The 23,410-nt window shown below is 38.1% G+C and carries 21 protein-coding genes and 1 tRNA gene; 9 read left to right on the top strand and 13 right to left on the bottom strand.

Going from position 1 to position 23,410, the window contains the following annotated elements; all coding sequences use genetic code 11:
- Positions 1 to 28: 28 nt before the first annotated feature.
- Complete coding sequence (locus HO345_RS02510) at positions 29 to 2,116, bottom strand: methyl-accepting chemotaxis protein (protein WP_253683678.1); 2,088 nt, start codon at positions 2,114 to 2,116, stop codon at positions 29 to 31.
- A 131-nt stretch (positions 2,117 to 2,247) separates the two neighbouring features.
- Here HO345_RS02510 and HO345_RS02505 point away from each other — a divergent pair, with 131 nt between their 5' ends.
- The gene (locus HO345_RS02505; RefSeq protein WP_253683677.1) at positions 2,248 to 3,819 is read left to right on the top strand and encodes an NAD-dependent epimerase/dehydratase family protein; all 1,572 of its coding nucleotides are present in this window, start codon (positions 2,248 to 2,250) and stop codon (positions 3,817 to 3,819) included.
- Here HO345_RS02505 and HO345_RS02500 read toward each other — a convergent pair.
- From HO345_RS02500 to HO345_RS02485, 4 genes are all read right to left on the bottom strand, one after another.
- Positions 3,793 to 4,704 (bottom strand): DUF4097 family beta strand repeat-containing protein, encoded by a 912-nt coding sequence (locus HO345_RS02500; RefSeq protein ID WP_253683676.1) that lies wholly within the window; start codon positions 4,702 to 4,704, stop codon positions 3,793 to 3,795. The genes HO345_RS02505 and HO345_RS02500 overlap by 27 nt on opposite strands.
- Positions 4,701 to 5,369: a permease prefix domain 1-containing protein gene (locus HO345_RS02495; protein ID WP_253683675.1), complete on the bottom strand. Its 669-nt coding sequence runs from the start codon at positions 5,367 to 5,369 to the stop codon at positions 4,701 to 4,703. The genes HO345_RS02500 and HO345_RS02495 overlap by 4 nt, the downstream gene beginning before the upstream one ends.
- Positions 5,370 to 5,388: 19 nt before the next feature.
- The gene (locus HO345_RS02490; protein ID WP_002670505.1) at positions 5,389 to 5,715 is read right to left on the bottom strand and encodes a PadR family transcriptional regulator; all 327 of its coding nucleotides are present in this window, start codon (positions 5,713 to 5,715) and stop codon (positions 5,389 to 5,391) included.
- 67 nt (positions 5,716 to 5,782) lie between these two features.
- Positions 5,783 to 6,715, bottom strand: coding sequence for a magnesium transporter CorA family protein (locus tag HO345_RS02485; protein WP_253683674.1), 933 nt, complete (start codon positions 6,713 to 6,715; stop codon positions 5,783 to 5,785).
- Between the two features lie 434 nt (positions 6,716 to 7,149).
- Here HO345_RS02485 and HO345_RS02480 point away from each other — a divergent pair, with 434 nt between their 5' ends.
- The 4 genes from HO345_RS02480 to HO345_RS02465 all read left to right on the top strand — a co-directional run bounded on the left by HO345_RS02480 (position 7,150) and on the right by HO345_RS02465 (position 10,668).
- The gene (locus HO345_RS02480) at positions 7,150 to 7,890 is read left to right on the top strand and encodes a YggS family pyridoxal phosphate-dependent enzyme (protein ID WP_253683673.1); all 741 of its coding nucleotides are present in this window, start codon (positions 7,150 to 7,152) and stop codon (positions 7,888 to 7,890) included.
- Positions 7,871 to 8,680, top strand: a complete 810-nt coding sequence (locus HO345_RS02475) for a DUF4097 family beta strand repeat-containing protein (protein ID WP_253683672.1) — start codon at positions 7,871 to 7,873, stop codon at positions 8,678 to 8,680. Before HO345_RS02480 ends, HO345_RS02475 begins: the two co-directional genes overlap by 20 nt.
- Positions 8,681 to 8,855: 175 nt before the next feature.
- Positions 8,856 to 8,929, top strand: a tRNA-Ile gene (locus tag HO345_RS02470).
- A gap of 125 nt (positions 8,930 to 9,054) precedes the next feature.
- The gene (locus HO345_RS02465; protein WP_253684578.1) at positions 9,055 to 10,668 is read left to right on the top strand and encodes an ATP-binding protein; all 1,614 of its coding nucleotides are present in this window, start codon (positions 9,055 to 9,057) and stop codon (positions 10,666 to 10,668) included.
- 53 nt (positions 10,669 to 10,721) lie between these two features.
- Here HO345_RS02465 and trhA read toward each other — a convergent pair whose 3' ends face one another.
- Positions 10,722 to 11,375, bottom strand: coding sequence for a PAQR family membrane homeostasis protein TrhA (trhA, locus tag HO345_RS02460; protein ID WP_253683671.1), 654 nt, complete (start codon positions 11,373 to 11,375; stop codon positions 10,722 to 10,724).
- A gap of 142 nt (positions 11,376 to 11,517) precedes the next feature.
- On the opposite strand from trhA, the gene HO345_RS02455 reads away from it, so the two are divergent.
- The gene (locus HO345_RS02455) at positions 11,518 to 12,441 is read left to right on the top strand and encodes a M23 family metallopeptidase (protein ID WP_253683670.1); all 924 of its coding nucleotides are present in this window, start codon (positions 11,518 to 11,520) and stop codon (positions 12,439 to 12,441) included.
- Here the strand turns inward: HO345_RS02455 and HO345_RS02450 are convergent.
- From HO345_RS02450 to HO345_RS02430, 5 genes are all read right to left on the bottom strand, one after another.
- Positions 12,438 to 12,923, bottom strand: coding sequence for a hypothetical protein (locus HO345_RS02450; protein ID WP_253683669.1), 486 nt, complete (start codon positions 12,921 to 12,923; stop codon positions 12,438 to 12,440). The genes HO345_RS02455 and HO345_RS02450 overlap by 4 nt on opposite strands.
- Entirely contained in the window at positions 12,913 to 13,554 is a 642-nt protein-coding gene (locus HO345_RS02445; protein WP_253683668.1) for an RNA polymerase sigma factor, read from the bottom strand. The genes HO345_RS02450 and HO345_RS02445 overlap by 11 nt, the downstream gene beginning before the upstream one ends.
- A complete protein-coding gene (locus tag HO345_RS02440) occupies positions 13,551 to 13,904 on the bottom strand; it encodes a hypothetical protein (protein ID WP_253683667.1) in 354 nt (117 codons plus the stop codon). The genes HO345_RS02445 and HO345_RS02440 overlap by 4 nt, the downstream gene beginning before the upstream one ends.
- 31 nt (positions 13,905 to 13,935) lie before the next feature.
- Complete coding sequence (locus tag HO345_RS02435) at positions 13,936 to 14,406, bottom strand: flagellar basal body-associated FliL family protein (protein WP_253683666.1); 471 nt, start codon at positions 14,404 to 14,406, stop codon at positions 13,936 to 13,938.
- A gap of 65 nt (positions 14,407 to 14,471) precedes the next feature.
- Positions 14,472 to 15,692 (bottom strand): mechanosensitive ion channel family protein, encoded by a 1,221-nt coding sequence (locus HO345_RS02430; protein ID WP_253683665.1) that lies wholly within the window; start codon positions 15,690 to 15,692, stop codon positions 14,472 to 14,474.
- A 132-nt stretch (positions 15,693 to 15,824) separates the two neighbouring features.
- Here HO345_RS02430 and HO345_RS02425 point away from each other — a divergent pair, with 132 nt between their 5' ends.
- The 3 genes from HO345_RS02425 to HO345_RS02415 all read left to right on the top strand — a co-directional run bounded on the left by HO345_RS02425 (position 15,825) and on the right by HO345_RS02415 (position 18,587).
- Positions 15,825 to 16,475, top strand: a complete 651-nt coding sequence (locus tag HO345_RS02425) for a response regulator transcription factor (protein WP_366796653.1) — start codon at positions 15,825 to 15,827, stop codon at positions 16,473 to 16,475.
- Between the two features lie 110 nt (positions 16,476 to 16,585).
- The gene (locus tag HO345_RS02420) at positions 16,586 to 17,731 is read left to right on the top strand and encodes a CD0519/CD1768 family membrane protein (protein ID WP_253683663.1); all 1,146 of its coding nucleotides are present in this window, start codon (positions 16,586 to 16,588) and stop codon (positions 17,729 to 17,731) included.
- A 4-nt stretch (positions 17,732 to 17,735) separates the two neighbouring features.
- A complete protein-coding gene (locus HO345_RS02415; RefSeq protein WP_366796651.1) occupies positions 17,736 to 18,587 on the top strand; it encodes a cobyric acid synthase in 852 nt (283 codons plus the stop codon).
- Between the two features lie 23 nt (positions 18,588 to 18,610).
- Here the strand turns inward: HO345_RS02415 and HO345_RS02410 are convergent, their stop codons facing one another.
- Positions 18,611 to 22,033, bottom strand: coding sequence for an autotransporter outer membrane beta-barrel domain-containing protein (locus tag HO345_RS02410; RefSeq protein WP_253683661.1), 3,423 nt, complete (start codon positions 22,031 to 22,033; stop codon positions 18,611 to 18,613).
- Positions 22,034 to 22,054: 21 nt separating this feature from the next.
- Positions 22,055 to 23,284, bottom strand: a complete 1,230-nt coding sequence (locus HO345_RS02405; protein ID WP_253683660.1) for a hypothetical protein — start codon at positions 23,282 to 23,284, stop codon at positions 22,055 to 22,057.
- Between the last annotated feature and the right edge of the window lie 126 nt (positions 23,285 to 23,410).

Raw genomic sequence — 23,410 nt, 5'->3', positions numbered from 1 at the left:
TTTTTTCTATTTTGTTTCAAGTAGGAAATTATACCTTATACTTATTAACTTCCTTTAGAAGATTATCGATACTCTCCTTATTTTTTTCGGTAAAAGATTTTACCTCATAAACGGCACTGCTTATCTGCACAAAACCTGATGCAATCTCGTCCATACGGCTTTGAACATTTTGGGTTACCTTATCAAGATTTTCCGTTTCAGCCGTTACCCTTTTACTTCCTTCAAGCATTTCGTCGGAACCTCGTTTTACCGCAATTGTAACCTCATTTATTTTTTGCATCGATGTCAAAACATCATTTCCTGCATTGGACTGTTCGCTCATGGCGGCACTTACTAAAGCAGCCGAATCTTTTACCTCATCCGCATGCAAAGAAATAGCCGTGAATTTTTCAACAGCCAAGGTTGCGGCTTTTGCAAGAAGCTCGATTTCGGTTGTGATTGTTTTTAATGTTGCACTGATTGTCTTTCCTTGTGTGCTGGACTCTTCGGCTAATTTTCGTATTTCATCGGCAACAACAGCAAAACCTTTTCCCGATTCCCCTGCATGAGCCGCTTCAATAGCTGCATTCATTGCAAGAAGATTTGTTTGCGATGCTATGTTTTCGATAACATTCGAAGCTTCAATCAAGTCCCCCGACTGCTCGGCTATTTGTTGCGAAATACTGTTTGCCTCAACTAAGGAATTTTTCCCATCGATTGTAGCTTCCGAAAGGCTTGTAATGGAATTATCCGCTTTTTTAACGCTTTCGGTAACGGAATGAATATTGGCTACCATCTGTTCAATAGCGGCAGAAGATTCACTCACACTTTTAGACTGTATTTCAATTTCGGAATTCAGTTTTGTTATGGATTGAATAATTTGTTCAATCGAAGCTGCGGTTTCCGCAACGCTGCTGACTTGTTCTTGGGTTTTAGAATGAAGCTCGTCGATAGATTCGGCTATTTGGTTTACCGAATCTTCGGTTTTTTGCATTTCGATAAAAAGGCCGTCTCCCACCGAATTCATTTTATCCGATTCCGTTTTAATTTGACCGAAAGAATTTTGCATAGCTTCCGCAGTCGAATTTAAATATTCGCCTATTTTTCCAAGTTCATCTTTTTTGTAGTTCATTCTAACGGTAAAATCACCGCATGAAATATGTTTAAATATGTTTCCCATTTTAATGATACGCTTGGATATTTTTCTTACGCCTAATATGACTCCGATTATAACCAAAATTAAAACAAAGAATGTTACAACAATTGAATCTTTTGCAATATCAAATACAGAAGGCAAAAAATCTTTGATAGGAGCTATAAAAACCATTTTATACGGAAAATTGCCTGCCGCTTTTTTTTCGGCATAAATCATTTTTCCTTTTTCCTTGTCATTCCATGTTTTTATATGAGAAAATCCTTTTACTTCTGCCATTTCAGAAGATAAGTCATCGGATAATTTTTTACCGAAAGCATCATCTTTAGAAGAAATAACAATATTATTATTTTCATCTATAAGACATAAAACCGAATTGGCACTTGGAAGAACTTTTTTTAATTGGCTTATGGAATCATTTAAATCCAGACCGATTCCGGCAATTCCTATAATTCTCTTATTTTGATCGAAAACTTGCGAATTTATCCACAAGCCTGTTAAACCGGTTTCTTTGTTTTTATTGATAAAAAAAGTTGTTTTTTCCTGTAATTTTATTGTCTTAAAAAACCATTCATCCGAGGAATTATTTTTATCCAGCTTTCCTACCTGTATAACCCTGTTAGCATCGGACATATAATTAGTCTTACTTCCAAGACTTGCAATAAAAACCGATATGATATCGGCTCTTTCTGAAAGATTTTTAAATTTTTGCATAACATTTGTTTTGAGCTCTCCGGCTTCTTCACCGCTATTAAGCCAATCAATGAGCTCAGAATCTTCTGACCAATTTTGGGCATACAAAAATCCTTTGATAAAATTGGATTCAATGTCGATACTTGCCGAATCCAAAATTCCTCGTGTATTCTGATAAAACGTTTGCTCAAATTTTGCCCGAACCGATATAACACTGAACACACTGCAAAGCCCTACAGCCAAAATTACAGCCGCCAATGTAAAAAATGTTAGTTTAAAGCGTATCGTCATAATTCCTCCATAAGTATTTTAAAATACTTATAATCTCTATTATATCCATATTATCAAATTTTGTCAATCCGGTAAAAAATTTATTTTCTTTGATACTTGCAAAAGTCTAAAAAGTTTTATACTATAGACGGATGAAAAAGACTATTTTAATTACAGGAGCTTCCGGCTCCATGGGCTCTGAAGTATTAAAACAAATTGCCGAAACCGGAAAATATAGCATTACCATAATCTTACGGACAAAAAAAGTCAATATACGTTTAGCTAAATCTTTGCAAAAAAAATATCCTGATATTTTAAAAATTATTTTCGGAGACTTATCAATCTTTGCCGACTGCGAAAGAGTCGTCGAAAATGCCGATTATATAATCCATTGTGCAGCGATAATTCCTCCCGTAATAGACCACAATCCCGATGCAGGCTATAAATCAAACTTTTTGGGCACCTTAAATTTGATAAATGCCGTAAAAAAACGGCCCAAAAAAGACAGAATAAAATTTATTCATATAGGAACGGTCGCCCAATACGGGAACAGAACATTTAAACACCCATGGATAAGAACAGGAGACCCTTTAATAAGTTCAGCCTTTGACTTTTACGGTGCTACGAAGATTATGGCCGAGCGGGAAGTAATAGAATCGGGCTTAAAATATTGGGTTTCTTTAAGGCAGTCGGGAGTTTTATACGATGATATTATGCTTAAAAACATGGATGACGGCCTTATGTTCCACACAGGCTGGAATACTCCAATCGAATGGGCAACAGCCCGCACCTCAGGCCTCATGCTTAAAAACCTCATCGAAAAAGATACAGGCGGCACCTTGCCCGAAGATTTTTGGAAGAAGGTCTATAATATAGGAAACGGAAAAGAGGCACGGGTTACAGGTTACGAAACCCTCGACCGAGGCTTTAAGCTTATGGGCAGATCGGCAAAGGAGATTTTTAAGCCCCACTGGAATGCGGCCCGCAACTTCCATTGCGGCTGGTTCTATGATTCCCGTATTTTAAATGATTATCTTGACTTTCAATATGAAGGCTTTGAGGACTTTTTTAAAAAACTCGATAAAAAATTTTGGTATTTTAAGCTGGGAAAACCATTTCCGCGTCTTATCAGAAAATTTGCCATAGAACCTCTTTTAAAAACAAGCAATGCTCCTCTTTATTGGGTTAAGAATAATTTTGAAGGCAGAATAAGGGCTTTTTTCGGCTCGAAAGAAGACTTTGAAAAAATCCCTCAAAACTGGAAAGAATATAAGCTTTTATCGGAAAACAAAAATCCGAAAACGGGAGAAATGCTGAACTATTCCGAATTAAAAGATGAAAAAAAAGCCGCTTCCCTTTTGCTGAATCACGGCTATGACGAATCCAAAAAAGAAAGCGAACTTGATATAAGCGATGTACGGGAAGCGGCCCGTTTTAGGGGCGGCGAATGCTTAAGCACCGAAATGAAAAAGGAAGACCTCTACACTCCCCTTGAATGGAGCTGCGCTTACGGCCATAAATTTAAAGCGAGTCCTTTCCTTGTTCTAAAAACAGGGCACTGGTGCCCCGAATGCGCATGTCCTCCATGGAATTTTGATGAACAGGCAAAGAAGGTTCCTTTTTATGCACAAATTTGGTATGACGATCACAGCTCCGATGAAAACAATTTTTATGATAAGGACTGTTTTAGGGATATTTTAGCTTCTAATTCTGCAATCTCCTGAAACGGTTTTTATAAAAAGCCGCGGGCTGTCCGTTTTATAGGCATCGTATATTTTCTTTTCGGCGGAAGATCCGGTAAAACTATTTTTATAATCGCCCGAAGATGAATTAAAATCGCATGAAAAGCCGGTTATATCTTTAGGTAAATATATTGAAAAGTCTCCTGAAGTACTGTTAAATGTAGAATCGTTTTTAGGTGCGGATAAAAACCGTAATTTAAAGTCTCCCGATACGGAAGTTCCGGTAAACCCGTAAATGGATGCTTCACCTCTTATGTCGCCTGATTTTGTATTAAATTCAAATTGATTTTCAATCTTGGAATTTCTAAAAATCACATCACCGCTGACACTTTTAAAATGTAAATTCTTTAGTGTAATGTCATAAATCCTAATATCCGAAGAAGTGCTATCGATAAAAGCACTTATTGTATTTTCAGCCCTACCGTTTCCGTCATTCTCTGCAATATATAACTCGGCACTCGGTATGGAAATCTCGATTCTATGCGAATAATTCCAACCGAAAAAAAATCCTTTTTTTTCATTTTTAGAAGCCGTAATAAGGAGAGCTTCATTTTCTTTTTTTATTTCGGGAAGTTCTTTATTTTCTTCGATGCCGATAATTTTTACTAGAATTTTATTATCGTCACTCGGAATAAATTTTATGTCTTCATTGATAAGCGATGCCTTTATAGAATTTATTTCGTTTATATCAAATTGCATTTCTTTTAACACGGAAGTATGTGGATTAAATTTTCCGTTTACAATACCGAATCTCATAAAATCTTTATATCCCGACCGGTTAAATCTGCGTAATTCATTTGTAAAAAAAGCAATGACTGCAAAAGCCAAACAAAACCAGGCAAGTGCCAAAATAATATTTTTTTTCATTTGCTTTCCTCATCTTTATAATTAGACCAAATAATAAGCAATTTTACGCCTTGCCAAACAGCTATGGCGGCAATAAAAATAAGCCATGAAATATGCCATGCGTGTGTGTAAAAACTTACCGCCAAATAAACGAGCGGAACTAATGTCCAATAAAATTTTTCAAGCGATGTGAAAAAATAGTTTTTATTAGGACCGTAATTATCATGCGAAAATATTTTTTCTTCTTTTTTGAAATAAGATTGAACTTCACTTGGAGTACTCATATTTGCATAAATTAAAATGGAGGTTGCAACAGCCGCCATAGAAAGCAGCAGCACAACACCAATATTGGCATAACGAGACGTTGATAGAAAAATAAGCACGGCAGGCGAAAGCATATACAGTGCTACGGCAATCGAGGTAAGAAAGCCTTTGCGTTTGCGTTCTTTATCGATTTTTTCGGTAATCTCTTTATCCGGTAAAACCGTTTTAATAAGTTCATCGACATCTCCAAGTCCTGCAATAGCAAACCCGTAAGCCTCATGTTCGGATTTGCCTTCTGCCAGCAATGCTTCAAACCTATCATTTAAGTTTGCCAAAATTTCATTCCGCAGCTCAATAGCTTTACGGCTTTGAGGAACACCTTCAAAAAGAAGCCCTACATAGTTTTTAATTTTCTCGTTCATTCCCTTCTCCTCTATTCTCCTATAATTCAAGCAAACCGGAAATAGCAGCGGAAAATTCTTCCCAATCGTTTACATTTTCACGGTACAACTTTTTCCCCGTTTTTGTGATTGAATAATACCGCCTTCGGGCACCCGTATCGCCATCACCCCAATAGGAAGTTAAAAGTCCTGCCGCTTCCAACCGTCTAAAGGCAGTGTACAATGTTGCTTCGGTAAGTTGAAATAAGGATGAACTCTTTTGATGAATTTGTTTATTTATTTCATAACCGTAACTGTCCTTAGAATACAGCCGGCCTAAAATAAGCGTATCGGTAAGTCCGCGTAATATCTCCTGTTTGTTTAACATATGTATATTATAACATAATATACATAACCTGTCAAGGTATCTAAAGTAAATTAGGCAATAAGAATTTTTATATCAGTTTTTTCTTTTTAAACCAGCAAAGTCCTAAAACGACGATGGCAATACTTAATATTATAACCGTAATATAGCCGTACTTCCATGAAAGCTCAGGCATGTGGGTAAAGTTCATACCGTACCAGCCTGCTACAAGGGTCAGAGGAAGAAAGATTGTAGTTACTACCGTAAAGATTTTCATAATTTTATTTAGATGGAGGTCCAGCTGAGCTTGATAGGACTCCCGTAACTGATTTGAATACTCCCTTAAAATACGGATATTTGCTCCATAACGCTCTACCCTTTTGGAAAGCAGGTTTATGATTGTCAACTCTTCTTCGGTAAAAATTTCGTTTTCGTTTTCGGCCAGCTCTTGGCAAAAATCTTCCAACTGATCATAATAACTAAAGAGGGTTAAAAGCTCGTTGTTTATATTCGAAAGCTCCGCTTCAAAGTGACTGTCTTCTTCTATTTTTTCCCAAACCCGCATTTCCAGCTCGGATATTTTTTTTCTAAAACGGTAATAGACGCCGGCATGGGACTTGATAAGCTCTTTAAAAAAACGGTTAAGAATACGCGGAATATTTCTTTCACGAACTATAGTTTGCTGTAAGGCAGCTTCAAAAGCTTTTTGAGCGGAGTAGTCTTTGTCGATAATTTCTATGGCCAAAAAAAGATTTTTAGATATATAAAGGCCTATCGTATCGCGGTCTTTAAAAATGTTTTCCATTTCGACTATATTTATAACGCCGAAACTGTAGTCTTCCCAAACACCCAGGGTATTTTGTTGGGAAAAATCGCTGCATTGCTCGATAAAAAGAGGATCTAGGCCTAAAAGCCCTTGAAGCTCGATGAGTTCTTTAAATCTTATATAGCCGGCAACAGGCCCCGTTATTTTTTCGGTCCGAGGATCAATCGGTGTCAATTCTGCATCTAATTTTACAAACATAGCTTAACCTCTGATGGAAAAGGGCTCAACTGACCATTTTCATCAAATTGAAATGACAGCTGCTTGTACACCAGAAGAACATTATGCATCTTCTGATCAAAGTTAGGATCACGGTTTTCGCAATAATTGTGATTGTTTTATTTAGGCACAGAGTCCCCTTAGCCGTGAAGCCGTGAAGCCGTGAAGCCGTGAATTTCGTACCGATATGCGGTTTTATGTCAAGTGCTTCGCACGGTATCTTTGCAAAACTTTTTGCACTTTTTTTGTGAGAATATTTGTAACTGCTATCGGTATGTTTGTCTGTCATTATTGTGCAGTATAGCACGGTTTTACACAAATATCAAGATTTCTGTGTGAAAATATCGGTACCTTGACTTGAATACTTGTTTACAATATAGTAAATATGATTATACCATTAACCAGTGAGGTAATTTATGAAGGACGATATTAAAATAAATTTGGAAGAAGTGCATAGACGGATGGAAAAAGCTTGTAAGGCTTGCGGAAGGGATCCTAAAGAGGTAAGGCTTCTTATGGCAACAAAGACCGTTACACCGGAGAGAATCTTAAAAGCCTTTGAATACGGGGAACTTTTAATAGGAGAAAACAAGGTTCAAGAACTATGCGAAAAGTATGAGACTCTTTCGTCGGTAAAACATGAGACCCATTTTATAGGGCACCTGCAAACCAATAAAATCAAGGATGTAATAAAATATGCCGACTGCATTGAGTCTGTCGACAGGCTGGACTTAGCCGAAAAGCTTAGCAAAAGGCTTGAATCCGAGGGGAAGGCCATGGATATTTTAATTCAGGTAAACACCTCTCAAGAAGAAAGCAAATTCGGATGTAAGCCTGAAGAAGCTCTAGCACTAACCGAAAAAATTGCAAAACTTCCCTGCTTAAAAATAAAAGGCCTTATGACAATAGGGCTTTTTTCCGATGATATGGATAAGGTGAGACTTTGTTTTAAGCTCCTGCAAAAAATTCGAAAAGAAATAACCGAAAAAAACATTCCCAATGTTTCGATGGAGGTTGTTTCTATGGGAATGACGGGAGATCTTGAAGTTGCTATCGAAGAAGGCTCAACCCTAATAAGAGTAGGTACGGCAATTTTCGGCAAAAGAAATTATCCCGATTCCTATTATTGGAACGAAAATGCAAAAATTGAAGGTTAAACTTTTTGGTTTATGTTTTTTTTCTCTTTTTATATTTTACTCCTTTGCCCAAGATTTTGACGCTTTGACAAGGGTTCAAAAAAGGGTTGTAAACATAGAAGCGGCCGTGTCGGAAGTCGATATTTTTATAAGTGCCTATGACGGGGACACAATAGCCTATAAAGCAGAGCTCAGTGCGGGTACAAAACTTTCGATAGTTGAACATAAAAAGAAGTTAAGGTTTACCGAGATAAAACCGGCAAGCGGAAAACTTTTTATCTATGTTCCGAAAGATTTTTTACTTGAATCATGCAGAATTCTTGCGAGTCATTCTTCAATAAAAATTGAAGGCATAAAGGCCGTTCATTTTTCGGTTTCAGGGAATTTTAATCGGGCTGAAATTACAGGCTCCCGTTTAAAAAACAGCTTGATTGCACTTTCAAACGGCAGCCTGACCTTTAATAACGGCATTGTAACTGCGGCCGATTTTTGCTTAAACACCTCGACGGCAAAGATTCAAATAGCCGAAGAAAAGGCGGATTGCAACCTTTTTGTAACAAAACAAAAATGTGAAAAATTCTTATATGATGGGGAAGCGTATACCGATAAAATTTTAGCCCTTTCGCCGTCCAAGCCTAAAAAATTTATCTCGATGAGTGCTTCTTTTTCTGACATAGACTTGGGCTTTTCGGCACCTTTAAAAGAACCGGCAGAAAAATTCGATAAATACGGCCTCAGCGAATTCGGACCCAAACCATCTCCCAATTTGGTAAACAACAAAGCAAATTTTTTACCGAAAACCAGCAAATAAACGATGAAAAATATACAAGGACGTATATTCATTAACCGCCATGGACGGCGGTGGTTCCAACTTCGAGAGTTTTGCATAAGCAAAACTCTAAGATGAAAAATATACAAGGACGTATATTTTTCATCAACCGATTGACAAGTTTTAAAGTTTTTGATATACTCAAGACTCTTTTTAAGGGCCCATAGCTCAGTTGGTTAGAGCAGCGGACTCATAATCCGCGGGTCGCCGGTTCAAGTCCAGCTGGGCCCACTTTTCTTTTTAATTTTTATTTATCGCCGAATTATGCCGTTATAAGAAGGCTCTTTTAGTTTCCCATTTGATGGAAAATTCCTTAATTGACAAGCCCCAATCCTTATGATAAACTAATAACTATGATGGATTTTAGTAGAAAACTGCCTATAGGCGTACAAAGTTTTAAAGATTTGCGAGAAAAAGAATTCCTCTATGTTGATAAAACGGAATATGTTTTCCGTCTTGCTAGTGCAAGTAAGGTTTACTTTTTAAGCCGCCCCCGCCGCTTCGGTAAAAGCCTTTTTCTTTCAACATTAGAAGCTTATTTTTTAGGTCAAAAAGAATTATTTAAAGGCCTGGCAATCGAAAAACTGGAAGAAGCCGAAAAAGAAAATCGAGAAATATGGCAGAAATATCCGATATTATATTTTGATTTTAATGTAGGTAGGTATGCCGATGCAGAGGCTCTCAATGAAAGATTAGGATTTTTACTCAAAAATATAGAAACACAATATGAAATTACCCCCGACAGCATAGACAGTTTAGGTTCAAGATTTGAAAGAACTATAAGAACTGCCTACGAAAAAACCGGCAAGCAGGTAGTTATACTAATTGACGAATACGATAAGCCTCTTCTTCAAACAATGGGAGTAAATGAAGAATTAAACACAGAGTACAAGGCTGTCTTAAAGGCTTTTTACTCCGTATTAAAAAGCAATGATGAGTATATCCGATTTGCCTTTTTAACGGGAGTTACAAAATTCAGCAAGGTAAGTATTTTCAGCGATTTAAACAATCTAAACGATATAAGTCTAAACCCTGAGTTTTCAGCTATTTGCGGAATAAGTCAAGAAGAATTAGTAAAAACCTTCCGCCCCGAAATAGAAACCCTAGCCGAAAAAAACGAGCTCAACTATGAGGATTGTGTTTCGGCCTTAAAGAAAAGATATGACGGTTATTGTTTTTCTTACGAAACGGAAACAATGTACAACCCATTCAGCTTACTCAATGTCTTTTTTTCAAAACGATTTGAAGACTATTGGTTTGCAACAGGTACTCCGACCTTTTTGGTAAACGAATTAAAAAGGGAGAACTACAACATTCCCCACTTGGACGGAAATGTGGAGATGAGTTCAGCATTTTTATCCGATTACAGGGTCGGCGTGGACTCAATTATACCCGTACTGTTTCAATCGGGCTACTTAACGATAAAAGGCTATGATAAAGAATATAAGATGTACAGGCTTGGCTTTCCGAATGAGGAAGTGCGTTACGGCTTTTTATATAATCTTTTACCCGAATATTCAAATATAAGTTTTACCAATACATCTTTTAATGTGGTTCAGTTTACAAAGGATTTAAGAGCGGGAAAGATAGATGAGTTTATGCAAAGATTAAAGTCGATAATGGCAAGCCTCCCCTACGATAATGTAAAAAAAGATACAGATAAAAGCATTGCATTGAGAGAGCATAATTTTCAAGTCTGCATTTATCTTGTTTTTGCCCTTATGGGACAGTTTGTAGAAGTGGAAACGCCCTCCTCTGCAGGAAGAACCGACTGCCTTGTAAAAACCGAAAAGGCAATTTACATCTTTGAGTTTAAGCTAAAGGAAAGTGCGGAAGATGCCTTAAAACAAATTAAAGAAAAAAACTATGCCGAAAGGTACAAGGCAGACAACAAAAAGATAGTGCTTATCGGTGTCAGCTTTAATGCGAAAAACAATACTGTGAGCGAATGGTTAAGCGAAACGGTATAGGACTCATAATCCGCGGGTCGCCGGTTCAAGTCCAGCTGGGCCCACTTTTCTTTTTACAAACTATAATAAAGCGAAAAAAAGTGCATTATGCTTCCGGCTATAACAAAGAGGTGCCAGATACTATGCGCCCATTTTACCTTCTTCATTGCATAAAAAATACAACCGGCAGTATAAATAATTCCGCCTACAATTAAAAACTTAAAGCTTAAAAGCGGCAGCTGTTCTTTTAAAGGCCTTGCCGCAAAGATGATGAGCCAGCCCATGGGAATATACGTAATAACCGATAGAACCCTTACCCGGCTTCCGAATATCGAGTATAAAACTATTCCTAGGACGGCCATTCCCCAGATAATGCCGAAGATTGTCCAGCCGACAGCTCCGTGAAGGGCAGAAAGGCAGTAGGCAGTGTAGGTTCCTGCTATCAGTACATAGATTGAACAGTGGTCGAATATGCCGAATACTTTTTTAGCTTTTAGAGGAAGAGCATGGTATAGAGTCGAAAAAAGATAGAGGATTATTAAGGAAGCTCCGAAAATGGTAAAGCCTACTACGTAACCGGCCTTCAATTCCGGCGGAGCATAGCGGACAGCCCTGATAATCAAAAGCACGAGGGCAGCAACCGAAAGGCCAGCCCCTATTCCGTGAGTTACGGCATTTGCAATTTCTTCACCTATAGAATACCTGCGTTTAATTTTTTCTTCTTTCATAATTATTTAGACAATTTAAATGGTTTAAAGTTGCCTATTACCTTGCATTTTTTTGTCTTTTTTATTATAATTCTATCCGAAAAGGGTGAATAAAGCTCACTCTTTTGCCGATAATTAAATGGAAAAAGTTTTGCGGGTTCAAATGAAAAAAACTAACTATTTGTTTGCAGGTATAATCGTTTTTCTCTTGGTGCTGGGTACAGCCTATTTTGCCTTAGATATGTCTACTCCCTTCGGTACTTCCGAAACCGCATTGGATAGCGGAATGGGCGGCGGAGATACAAGGTTGCCTACTTTTAGGCCTGATAAGGAAATTTCGGAAATAAAACTCCCCCCTCTCGACTACATAGTCTATTCGGTAAAAAAAGGCGATATGGTAGGGGAAATTGCCTCCCGCTATGGTGTAAGTCAGGATGCGATTATAAGTTTAAACAAACTTAGAAACACAAGAACCCTCCAAATAGGACAGCTGTTAAAAATCCCTTCTATGGACGGAATTGTTTATACCCCGAAAAAAGGCGATACTCCTGAAAAATTGGCCGACACCTATAAAATCTCACTTGAAAAATTAGCCATGGTCAATAACATTTCGGATAACAATGTACTAAAAGCAGGAGCCGCCATATTCCTGCCCGATGCAAAACTGGACTGGGTAACCCTTCAAGAAATAAATGGAGACCTTTTTAAATCCCCCATACACGGAGGATACAGGGTAACTTCCCGTTACGGCTGGAGACGGGACCCTTTTACAGGAAAGAGGAGCTTTCATAACGGAATAGACCTTGCGACATACCTCGGCGCCCCCATCTACGCAGCCCTCCCGGGAACCGTGGCCGCAACAGGTTACAGCAATGTATACGGTAACTATGTAATAATAAGGCATCACTCAGGCTATCAAACCCTTTACGGACACATGAATACTATTTTAACTTCCAGAGGAAAGTATGTTACCGCTCAAACCAAGATAGGAACCGTCGGCACAACAGGAAGAAGTACAGGCCCCCATGTTCATTTTACGGTTTATAAAAACGGAGCAACAATAAATCCTACGGCAGTCTGGCACTAAGCTTTCTCTTTTTTTAAATCGAATTTCTTCACAAAAAAATCAAGATTACGGTAAACGAAAATTGCAGAGTAAACACTCACAAATACTGCAAATACAAGGACAAAAGGAATAACAAAACTAAGCTTAAAATTTTCTGCTGCCCATTTACCTATTTCTGTAAACGGTATATAGGCAAGACCTACAATCATCAATATGCCTACAATAGCCCAAGGCAAAATGCTTACGTTGGGCAGCCGGTATTTTTCTGCCTGAAGACTTAAAAGATCGGGAATTGCAGCATGAATTTTTACCATTGTTTTTTCCGTAAGAGCATCATCTGCCTTGGTTTGAAAAGAAGAAGTATATAGATTTGAAGCCTGTGTAAGAGCACGGACAAGACTGCGGCATTTTTTACACCGCAAAAGATGAAAGGTAACTGCAAAAGGAACCGTTTCATGCTTATCAAGCATCATATAGCGGTTAATAGCTTCATTACATGTCATAGGCCAAATTCAATTTAAATAAAACGGGATATTCAGGGCTTTCCTCTTGTCCGTAAATTCCTTGATGTTCAAGTTCGGTTTTTAATATTTTTTTTGAGCGGAAAATATGGGACTTAATCGTGTTTACGGGTATGCCCGTAACGGATTCTATATCGGCATAGGGCATATCATAAAAAAAATAAAGGTCGATACATATTCTGTATTTTTCGGGGAGGCCGCTTACAGCCCGCCTGATTGCATTTTTTACACAGTTTTGGATCTGCCTTTCTTCGGGAGTTAAATCGTTTGTTTTTATCTCAAAATCGTCAAAGGCGGAAACGAATTCTCTTTTACGCTTAACCGAGTTTATTGCCGAATTATAGGCAATCCTCATAAGCCATGTAGAAAAAGAAGACTCTCCGCGGAATTTAGGCAGGGCCGAAAAAGTTTTAAGCATTATGTCCTGCACAAAATCTTCCGAGTCATCATGGTTTTTAAAAAAGCTCATTCCCAAAGAATAGACACGCTTTTGATACTTTGAAGCAATGAGGCTGAAGGCTTCGGTATTTCCCGCAAGGACGGCCTTACATAAGAGGCGGTCTTGCATGGCTTCAGGAGATTCTTTTCTGAGTAAATTGGAAAATTTAATCATCTTTCAGTTTCTCCTTTTCCGGCCTTTGATGAAATAAAATAGTAGAGCAAAAGACCGATACCGCAGCTTAGGGGTACAAGACCGCCTAAAAGTACATAGCTTAGTCCGTCTATGATCGAAAACAAAACGGTCAAAACACCGCCTATCATCAATAAAAGGATACCCGAAATAAGGCAAAAGCCCGATAAATTAAATTTTATCGGAGTATATGTTTTAGTTTGAATTTGACAGATTATCTGCTTGTTACGCCAAAATAAGTAGAAAAAAATTAAAATGCCGGCCATAACAATACCGACTATGGGAACAACAGCTATAATAATTTGTGCAGCTGCAACGGGTTGTCCGCTCATTTTAATCCTCCAAAATATGATTTTAGGAACCTCATTCCAAAATAACAAAGTCCTTAAAATATATGCGTTTTATACGCGATAAATTTAGAATAGAATTTATCTCGGCCAATACTTCTTTTTTAACCTCGTTTTCAGGCATGGTATAAAGCTCATATACGGTTTTTTGCGAAAACCAGTCAATAAGGCTTTTTCGTATATTTTCCTTCTTTTGGACAAGTTCTTCCTCAAAGGCCTTATCCTCAGAATTATACTCCAAAACGGGAAAAACGACAAGGGTGCCGGGCGCGGTATCGGCTGTAGGAATTCTAAGCCGCCCCAAGTCGGAATAAAGGGCCTTTTTTCCGCGTATCTCCGAAGGACTTTCAAGTCTTAAAACCTCATCGGCGTTTTTTTTCTTAAAAAGAGAAAAAACGGAACCTGCAATTATAATAAGGATTATTGCAAGAAGTACATAATTAAGGAATTTATATAATTTTAAGTCCTTCCGATTATTTTTAAGCATACGCAATTATATAAAATGGGAGACAAATATTCAATAGAGCGGCTTATTTGCAACACTCACGTATGTTATTTTTTTGGCAAAAAGCCGCCTACAGGATATTGGAAAATTCTAAGGTCGAATTCGTGGACGGCCGCAAAAAGATGGTCGAAAATATCGGCTTGAATCTTTTCGTATTCTCCCCAAACCGTGGTTGCGGTAAAAACATAAATTTCCAAGGGGATACCTGTAGCTCCCGGTTCAAGCTGGCGCACCAAAAAGGTCAAATCCTTTCTTAAAGTATCAAGGCTTTGAAGATAACGCGTAACGTACATTCTAAAGGTGCCGATATTGGTAAGCCTTCTATCGTTTAAGGGATGCTCCGTATCGCTTCCGTATTGGGCACTTATATCCGAGCTTTCAACTTCGGCAAAGTAGGATTTTAAAAGGTCTATCTTCCCTACTCTTCGCCTCAGCTCTTCATCCATAAATTTTACGGAAGAAACGTCCAAAAAAATTGAGCGCTTGATACGCCTTCCTCCCGTTTCCTGCATTCCACGCCAGTTTTTAAAACCGCTTTGCATCAGATCGCTTGTCGGTAAAACAGAAATGGTTTTATCCCAGTTTTGAATTTTTATCGTATGTAGGGCGACCTCGGTAACATCTCCGTCGGCATCATATTTTGGAACCGAAATCCAATCGCCTCTTCTAACCAAATCATAGGAAGAAATCTGGAGGCTTGCCACAAAAGAAAGAATCGTCTCGCGGAAGACCAAAAGAAGAACAGCCGTCATCGCTCCTATTCCGCTTAAAAGAGACCATGGAGACTTTCCGCTGATTGTTCCTGCAGCGATGATAAAGCCTGCAATATAAACAATTAAGATAAAAACCTGAATATAACTGCGGTAGGGCCTTCCCGCAAATCGGGGTTCGTTTTCGGTATAGGCTGTAAGCCCGTCCAAGAAGCCGTGCAAAAGTCTTATTACTATCCATATCGAAATAAGGCTTGCAATTTTTTGCATAAGCCCTGCTCCGAAGCTTAATTTTAGAGACAAAAAATTAAAGGCAAAAATATATATAATCAGCGAAATACGTTCTACATGAATTTTATCAAAAATATAATCATCCAGTTTGCTTTTTGTTTTGGCTGTAATGCGGGACAGTATTTTTTTTACCGTTCCCGACAATATTTTCTTTAACACTTTATGAAGAATAAAAGAAACAATCAAAACGGCAAACAGCAAAAAAATATCTCCTCTCACCGAATCTTCCGAAAGCCATTTTTGAACATTATCCAATAAATTTTGCATAAAATATAATACCTCTTAAAATGTTAAAATAAATATTCTTTAATTTTAATTAAAATGAGTCTGTCTGTAAAGAGGACGCATTTGAAAATCCCTGTTCTTGATTCACCAGTAAAACTGTGCTATATTAAGTTTATGAGAATAGCTATTATAGACGATGAAAAGCTCATCTGTGAAGGGCTAAAAATTATCTTTCAATCTTATCCCGATATTGAGGTTATTGCAACAGGCAGCAACGGAAACGATGCCCTAAAAGTATGCGAAGAAAAAAATCCTGAGCTCCTACTCATGGATATAAGGATGCCGGAATGTAACGGTGTGGAAGCAACAAAAAAAATAAAAAAGAGTTTCCCCGATATAAAAATATTGATTCTCACAACCTTTAACGATACCGAATATATTCAAAAAGCCCTTCAATACGGAGCATCGGGATATCTTTTAAAGGACAGTTCTCCGGACGTAATCTATGACGGAATCAAGGCCGCTATTTCAGGGAACATCGTTATAAATCCTGAAGTTGCAAAAAACATGCTTTTTGAAAATCATGAAGAGGAAGAAAGAGTTATAAGGCCCTTGACTGAAATTCAAGACGAGTTCGGCTTGAGCCAAAAGGAGATAGAAATTATAAGACTTGTTTCGGAAGGGCTTTCCAATAAACAGATTGCCTACAAGCAAGGACTTTCGGAAGGCACAATAAAAAACAATATTTCCGTAATATTCGATAAGACCTTTGTCTCCGATAGAACACAGCTGGCCGCCTTTGCCTTTAAAAACGGGATTGTATAAATTCCTAATCTTCAATTTATAATCGTTAATTTATCCCCTGCTTGAAAAAAAACTATAGTTTGAATATAATCCAAAAATAACTTACAAGTTGCTTTGGAGTGCTTAAAGGTATGGAAACTAAATCTTTTTTTAAGAAAGAAATTGGGGCAGAAAACTTTATATTTTTAGCTTTGTTTTCTGCTTTCTTTTTTGGGGTCGGCTCGGTTATGGGCGGCGTAAATATGATTAAAACCATGATGGAAACAGGTTTTGATTTGCTTATCAATATCTGTTTGTATCTAATGGCTGTAGCGGTATTGGCCGGAGCCGTTTCGGGACTTTTTTCGGAATTCGGAACCATTGCTTTGATTAACAAAATCTTGTCCAAACTGATGAAACCCTTGTACGACTTACCGGGAGCTTCTTCCCTCGGTATCTTAAACTGCTTTTTATCGGACAACCCTGCAATTTTAACACTTGCCGATGACGATAATTTTAGACGCTATTTTAAACAATACCAGCTTCCTGCCCTTACAAACCTCGGTACAGCTTTCGGTATGGGCTTGATTACCACAACGGCAATGATGGGCTTAAACGTAAAATCGGCAGTTCCGGCAGCTCTAATCGGAAACGTCGGGGCAATAGCCGGAAGTATAGTTTCAGTACGCTTGATGATCTACTTTTCAAAAAAACGCTACGGGACGGAAGCCTTTGTTTCTACAAAAAGAGTTGACCCCATCCCCGAAAAAATGCGCCCCGTCAGAGAAGGCGGAGCCGGAGGAAGGTTTATTCAGGCTATGCTTGACGGAGGCAAATCGGGTGTCAGCATGGGTTTAGCCATTATTCCGGGCGTAGTAATTATCTGCACAATAGTTATAATGCTTACAAACGGCCCTAGTGCCGACGGTACATATACCGGAGGAGCCCGCGAAGGAATCGCCGTTCTTCCATGGATTGGTCAAAAACTAAGTTTTATATTGAACCCTATTTACGGCTTCAGCAGCCCTGAAGCTATCTCCGTTCCGATTACGGCCCTCGGCTCTACAGGTGCAGCCCTCGGCATTGTAAAAGAAATGTCCTTTGTGGGGAAAATAAATGCAAACGATATAGCAGTCTTTACAGCCATCTGTATGTGCTGGAGCGGTTATATTTCTACCCATATCGCAATGATGGATGCTCTCGACACGAAGGAGATGACAGGCAAGGCTATTTTAAGCCACACCATCGGCGGCCTCTTTGCAGGCTTTGTCGCCCACCTTATGGCATTTGTGCTCTAAACTGATGGCAAGCATAATGATTCAAGGGACTACCTCCTCTGCGGGCAAGTCCCTTTTTTGTACAGGCCTTTGCAGAATCTTTAAAAAGAAGGGCTTAAAAGTTGTTCCCTTTAAATCTCAAAATATGTCCTCGATTTTTTTTACCACAGCTGACGGAAAAAAGATAAGCAGTGCCCAAGCCCTTCAAGCGAGGGCAGCCGGTATTGAGCCCCGTCCCGAAATGAACCCGATTCTCCTCATACCCAAAACGGATGTAGGCTCTAAGGTTATAATCTTAGGGGAAGAAAAAAAGGAGATGAAGGCGAGGGAATATTTTGAATATAAAAAGACCTGTAAACCGATGATTTTAAAAACCTTTCAAAAACTTGAAAAGAAAAACGATATTGTTGTCATAGAGGGAGCCGGGAGTCCTGCCGAAATAAACCTAAACCAAAACGATATTGTCAACATGGGCATGGCCGAGATGGCCGACGCTCCCGTTCTCTTGATTGCCGACATCGACAGGGGCGGTGTCTTTGCCCAGCTCTACGGAACCGTAATGCTCCTCCCCGAAAAAGACAGGAAAAGAATTAAGGGCATGATTATAAATAAATTCCGCGGAGATAAGAGCCTTTTAGATCCCGGCATCAAGATGATTGAAGACCTTGTAAAGATTCCTGTGATAGCAACTATCCCCTACATGCACTTGGAACTCGCCGATGAGGACAGCCTCATAGACGATGATAAAAAATGCAATACCCAAGCCCAAAGCGATGCCGAGCTCGAAAAAGAGCTGGATAAACTCGCTGCCCTCATCGAAGAGAACAGCGATATGGATTTTATCTTTAAGACGGCAGGGCTTAAAGCCCGGCTTTAAGCCCTGGCTTTAAAGACAGCTTTCTATGGGCTAGGGGCAGTAGTTGTTAGTTGCCCATTATTACCCACATACCAATTTTGAGATTCTTTCTTTGTTACTTTGAATTTTTTAGCTTCATTTGAAAGATTAACAGTACCTTCACCTTCCAGTACTACTGTTCCTTCAGTATAATTAGCATCAGGCACGGTAATTCTTGCAGCCTGATTTTGGCCGGCAGTTAAGGTACCTGTAATTTTAATTTTCTTATCATCTGAAAGATACACATCGTTTTGGCCCTGTGCATTTTCATTAGGAGTTATTGATGGGGTTATTTTGGCAACTCCAGATATATTAAATGTCCCATTTTCAAAATAAACGGCACCGCCTATGCCGGCTGAATTAGTTTTAATTTCTCCACCGGACATATTGACCGTTCCGTTTGCTAAATATAAGCCTCCTCCGTATTTAAACCCTGTGCCTTCCTCCGTACTATTATTTTCAATAAGACCTCTTTGTATATCAAGAGTTCCTCGATTAATGTAAATTCCTGCACCAAGATCAGATTTGTTATTTTTTATAATGATATTCCCTGTTGCAGTATTACCTATTGTACATGTTCCATCTTCGATATAAATGCCGCCCCCTCCGCTTGATATAGAAGAATTTTCTTCTATTGTAGCCGAAACGATGCTTGTAGTTCCTTTAGTATAAATTCCTCCTCCATCATTTTTGTCGGCAGAATTTTTATATATTCGTATACCATCAAGTTCAAGAGTGCCATGCTCGCCTACAAATATCCCGCCCCCGTTAGCAACAGCTAAACTACTTGTTGTGTCTTTACTTGCTTTACAATTTTGGATCAGTGAGCCGTTTTTAATCTTTAAAGAGCCTCCTCGAACGGCAATACCGCCTCCATTTGATTTAGCAGTACAATTGTCTATAGTTACCTTGGATAAGGTAACATTTCCGCTTGCAATATCTATACCTCCGCCTGAATCTGTTGAATAGCCGTTTTTTAATTCAAGGTTCTCCAGTTTGACTACGGCATTGTTGCTAATCTTAAATATTTTATGTTTTTTATTACGACCACTTCCTGTAAAGGTAGTAAGGTCAAGCTCAATAACATTTTGTGAGGAAGTATTATTTCCCTTAATAGTCATATTCTTCTCTATTTCTATTGTGCCGTAATTTTCTTCATCAGTACCGTATGCGGCCGTAAGATTACTATCAACAAGAATAGTATTATTCTCGCCTTCTTTAACGGCTTTTTTTAATTCTTTCCAAGACGTAACAGTTATAGTCTTGTTTGCAAGCTCCAATTTTCCGTCAGTATTGATTTTCCACTTCTTACCATCAGTATCATCGGAAACCTTGAATTTAGATACTTGACTTGAAAGAGTAACGCCGGAAGCGCCTTTTACTACCTGTCTACCGGTACTATATGTATTGTTTGCAGGCGTTATTCTTGCGACAGAGGTTTGAGTTAGTACTCCCGTAACTGTGATTACTTTTTCTGCAGGAAGATAAACATCGTTTTTGGCTGCATCGACAGTTATCTGTGCAGAACCGGATATTTTGAGAGTTCCGCCGTTATAGATAGCTCCTCCTAAACCGTTTGGAGAAATAGTTTTATTGTTTCTTATTACAGAATTACCTTTAATACCAATATTACCGGTTGAAGATATAGCTCCTCCTGCCATACCGGCTTCAGAATCTGCTATATCCGTATTGTCTAGAGTTAAAACCGAGCCATTTCCAGCTTTTATAGCCCCGCCTGTAGCCTCATAAGTACTTCCTTCAACTTTTCCATCTTGTAGGGTAAGGCCGGTCAAGTTCAAAGATCCGCCGTTTTTTATATTGAAAATACGATGAGTAGGACTAGGATTATCAGGGCCGATCCTATTAGCATCTATAATGTCATTGGTCTTTCCGGTTGAGCCTTTGATATTTATGTTTTTGTCTACCTCAATTTCTCCCGAGTTATTTGCTGTACTTGTTGACTTTATATGCCCGTTTATATAAATAGTATCCCTGTCAGAAGCAAGGTTTACAGCCTTTTTAAGAATCTGCCATGAACTCGTACCGGCACGTACTTCCTTTTTTATTTGATAATAATAAGTCTTTTCATCGCTGTCGGTATAATTAGACCCGCTTGCGCTTGCCTTTACTTTGACCTCATATATTTCATCCACTCCCGGAATCGGGTCCAGTAATATCTTTGTAGTGTTTCCGCTTAGTTGGCTGCTACCTTTAGGCCCTGCAAAACCTGAGGGAGCCGGAGTAGAAGCCGATAGTTTTACCTCAGCCTCTATAGTTACATCAGAAGGATAAGCGGTATTATGAGCTTTTAGGACAACAGTCTTTCCAAAACATGAAGATATGAGAATCGGATTTGTAGAACTTGAGCTATGATTGTTCAATGCAGGTTCATTATCCATATAGACTCCGGAGCTTGTTAATGCAGCCATTTCGGAATCGTAAGAAATTTGCGGAACAGGAAGTTTTGCCGCATTGGTTACACCTGAAGTTTCTTCAGAAGGAAGACCCCGCAAATCTTTTACTTTGACCTTATAACTCAAGCTATCTCCGGTTTTTACCCCTGTTTTGATGCAAAGCATCCATTTTCTATCATCAGAATTCGCAGCAGGGATAGGCTCAAAACTTGTTGGGCCGCCTCCCGTTAGATCTGTAGGTGCAAGAGGCTTAATTTCTTTGTCCGCAGGAATAAGATTCCCCTGAGAATCGCTGACATCGAAGCCGTTATTTTTTAATTTTATCTGAATAGGAGCTTTTTGAGTTCCTACTTCAGTCAACAAAACCTCAGATATATCTTTATGAAGAAAATTTTCAATATCTATTGAATTAGTAAGACCTTCAAATTTAAAGATTAAAACATAATACCAATCAGTCCCCTGTTGTATTTTTCCTGTAGTAAACCATTCCGGTTTAGGAGGAACTGTGTTAGCTCTAAGTTTATAATTATAGTTTTGTGCAAATCTTCGGTTATCTTTTTTATTGTACAGTTTTATTTTAGGATTGAGGTTCGCCTTACCCTGTTCGTTTTTAAGTAAAAATTCTTTTTTATAAGTGAGCTCAAGCGTATCGGAATCTTTTTGTATTAAAGAATAATCTTCTCCTTCTCCGAATTTAGGCCTTCCTCCGTTTTTACCCTTCACGTTTTCATCAAAGACGATAATATCGGCCGGAGCGTTTGAACCATTGGGCATTAAAAATTCAAATTTTTGAGGGTTATTAAGTTTAAAACAAATACATGCATCTTGGCTGGAAGGCAAGGAGGAAAAACCGTCCCCGTCAACCTGAAGGTTCGGGGGAAGTTCAATTCCGATTATCGTTGCACCATTTGCCCAATAGGAAAAAGTTTTTTCAATACCGACAACAAGCTGATTACATGACATTAAACTTATTAAAAGCAATAAGGGTAAAAATTTAGTTAAAATTTTTTTCATAATTTTTATTTCTCCTATAGGTTAAAATTCCCAGCCTAAAGAAAGGGAAGGCTGAATTACATATTTAGGAAAATCTTTTCTAAATAGAATAATGTGATCCAAATTTATTTCAAAGTATAATTTTTTATAAAGATAAACTTGAAGAGCTGTTCCTCCGTTTACGGAAGGGCACCAAAACCAATATGCAGGGCTTTGCATATCCGCATCGGGATACGAAAATTTTGCCTGTATTAAAAATGCGGCACCTCCTCCCAAATGCAAGTCAAAATTAAGTCTGTTTTTGATTATTGGAAACATATATACAAAGTTAAATTGAGGTATCATAAAACCGGCTTTTAATGTATAAATTTCATTCTTAGGATTTTTTAAAAATAAGCTTGAAATTGAAAGATTAAAACCTATACGGCCGTAAAATTTTTTTATAGGTATAACACTAAACCGTAAAGAGCCTCCGGCAGGAGAAATATTCGATTTAAAATATTGATATAAAACCTCATTCTGTATAAAGCCGCTAAAAGTGTATCCCAACGATAAAAATATGTCGATCGGTTTTTGGAATGCAAATACGATATTTTGGGAACTATCGTATAAACCGCTCGGATCTGTTGCTGTAAAGGTATAAGTTCCGGATCTGAGCTTTAAAAAATCCAGCTTAAGTTTTATTCTTTTTCCGGCCTCATCCGTTTCGGTTACAGTACACGGTACTGAATATTTATCATTACTCAAAGTAAACATCGTTTCCGAAAAAAGATTTTTACCTAAAACTATGACAGAGTTTGAATTGGAATCCATATCATCAAAGTATATTGTATTGACGGATAATGATGAAACTTCAGGCTGATAGGCGACACGCACATCAAAATTTCTATATTCACTTGCAGAGTCCAACTGATTAAGAAGATTAATTATAGCTACCTTATAGCGGTATTTCCCCGGTTTTAAAGAAACATTGAGTGAATTTTTTTTTAATTTTTTTTTATCGATTTGTACCCAGTCACCGGATTTATCTTGTTTTTCGAGTACAAATTCAAAACCTAATATGTTGTCTACTGCTTCCCATGATAAATGCTGATATAAAGATGCACCCTTATTGCCTTCTTCTACAAAGTAGCTTTTTTTAGCCTTATCTTCAGTTTTTAATGTTTCTTGTGCATATAAAATAAAGCTGCATAAAAAAATAGATATAATGGTAATCGGCTTTATTCTTATCGAAAATCTTACCTTAGCTTGGGTGATTTTTTGTTTGCTCATCTATAAATAATCCCTACATCAAAAATTATGAATTCTTTTATACTATTCGACGATACTATCATAATTTATAGGTTTTTTCAATACTAATACGGGCATCTTCTAAAAACTGAAGTTTTTAGAAGATGC

The sequence above is a fragment of the Treponema denticola genome (genome assembly GCF_024181645.1).
GTDB lineage: Bacteria > Spirochaetota > Spirochaetia > Treponematales > Treponemataceae > Treponema_B > Treponema_B denticola_A.
Note: the sequence above shows the minus strand (reverse complement) of the source record. Positions and strands in the feature narration are given on the sequence as shown.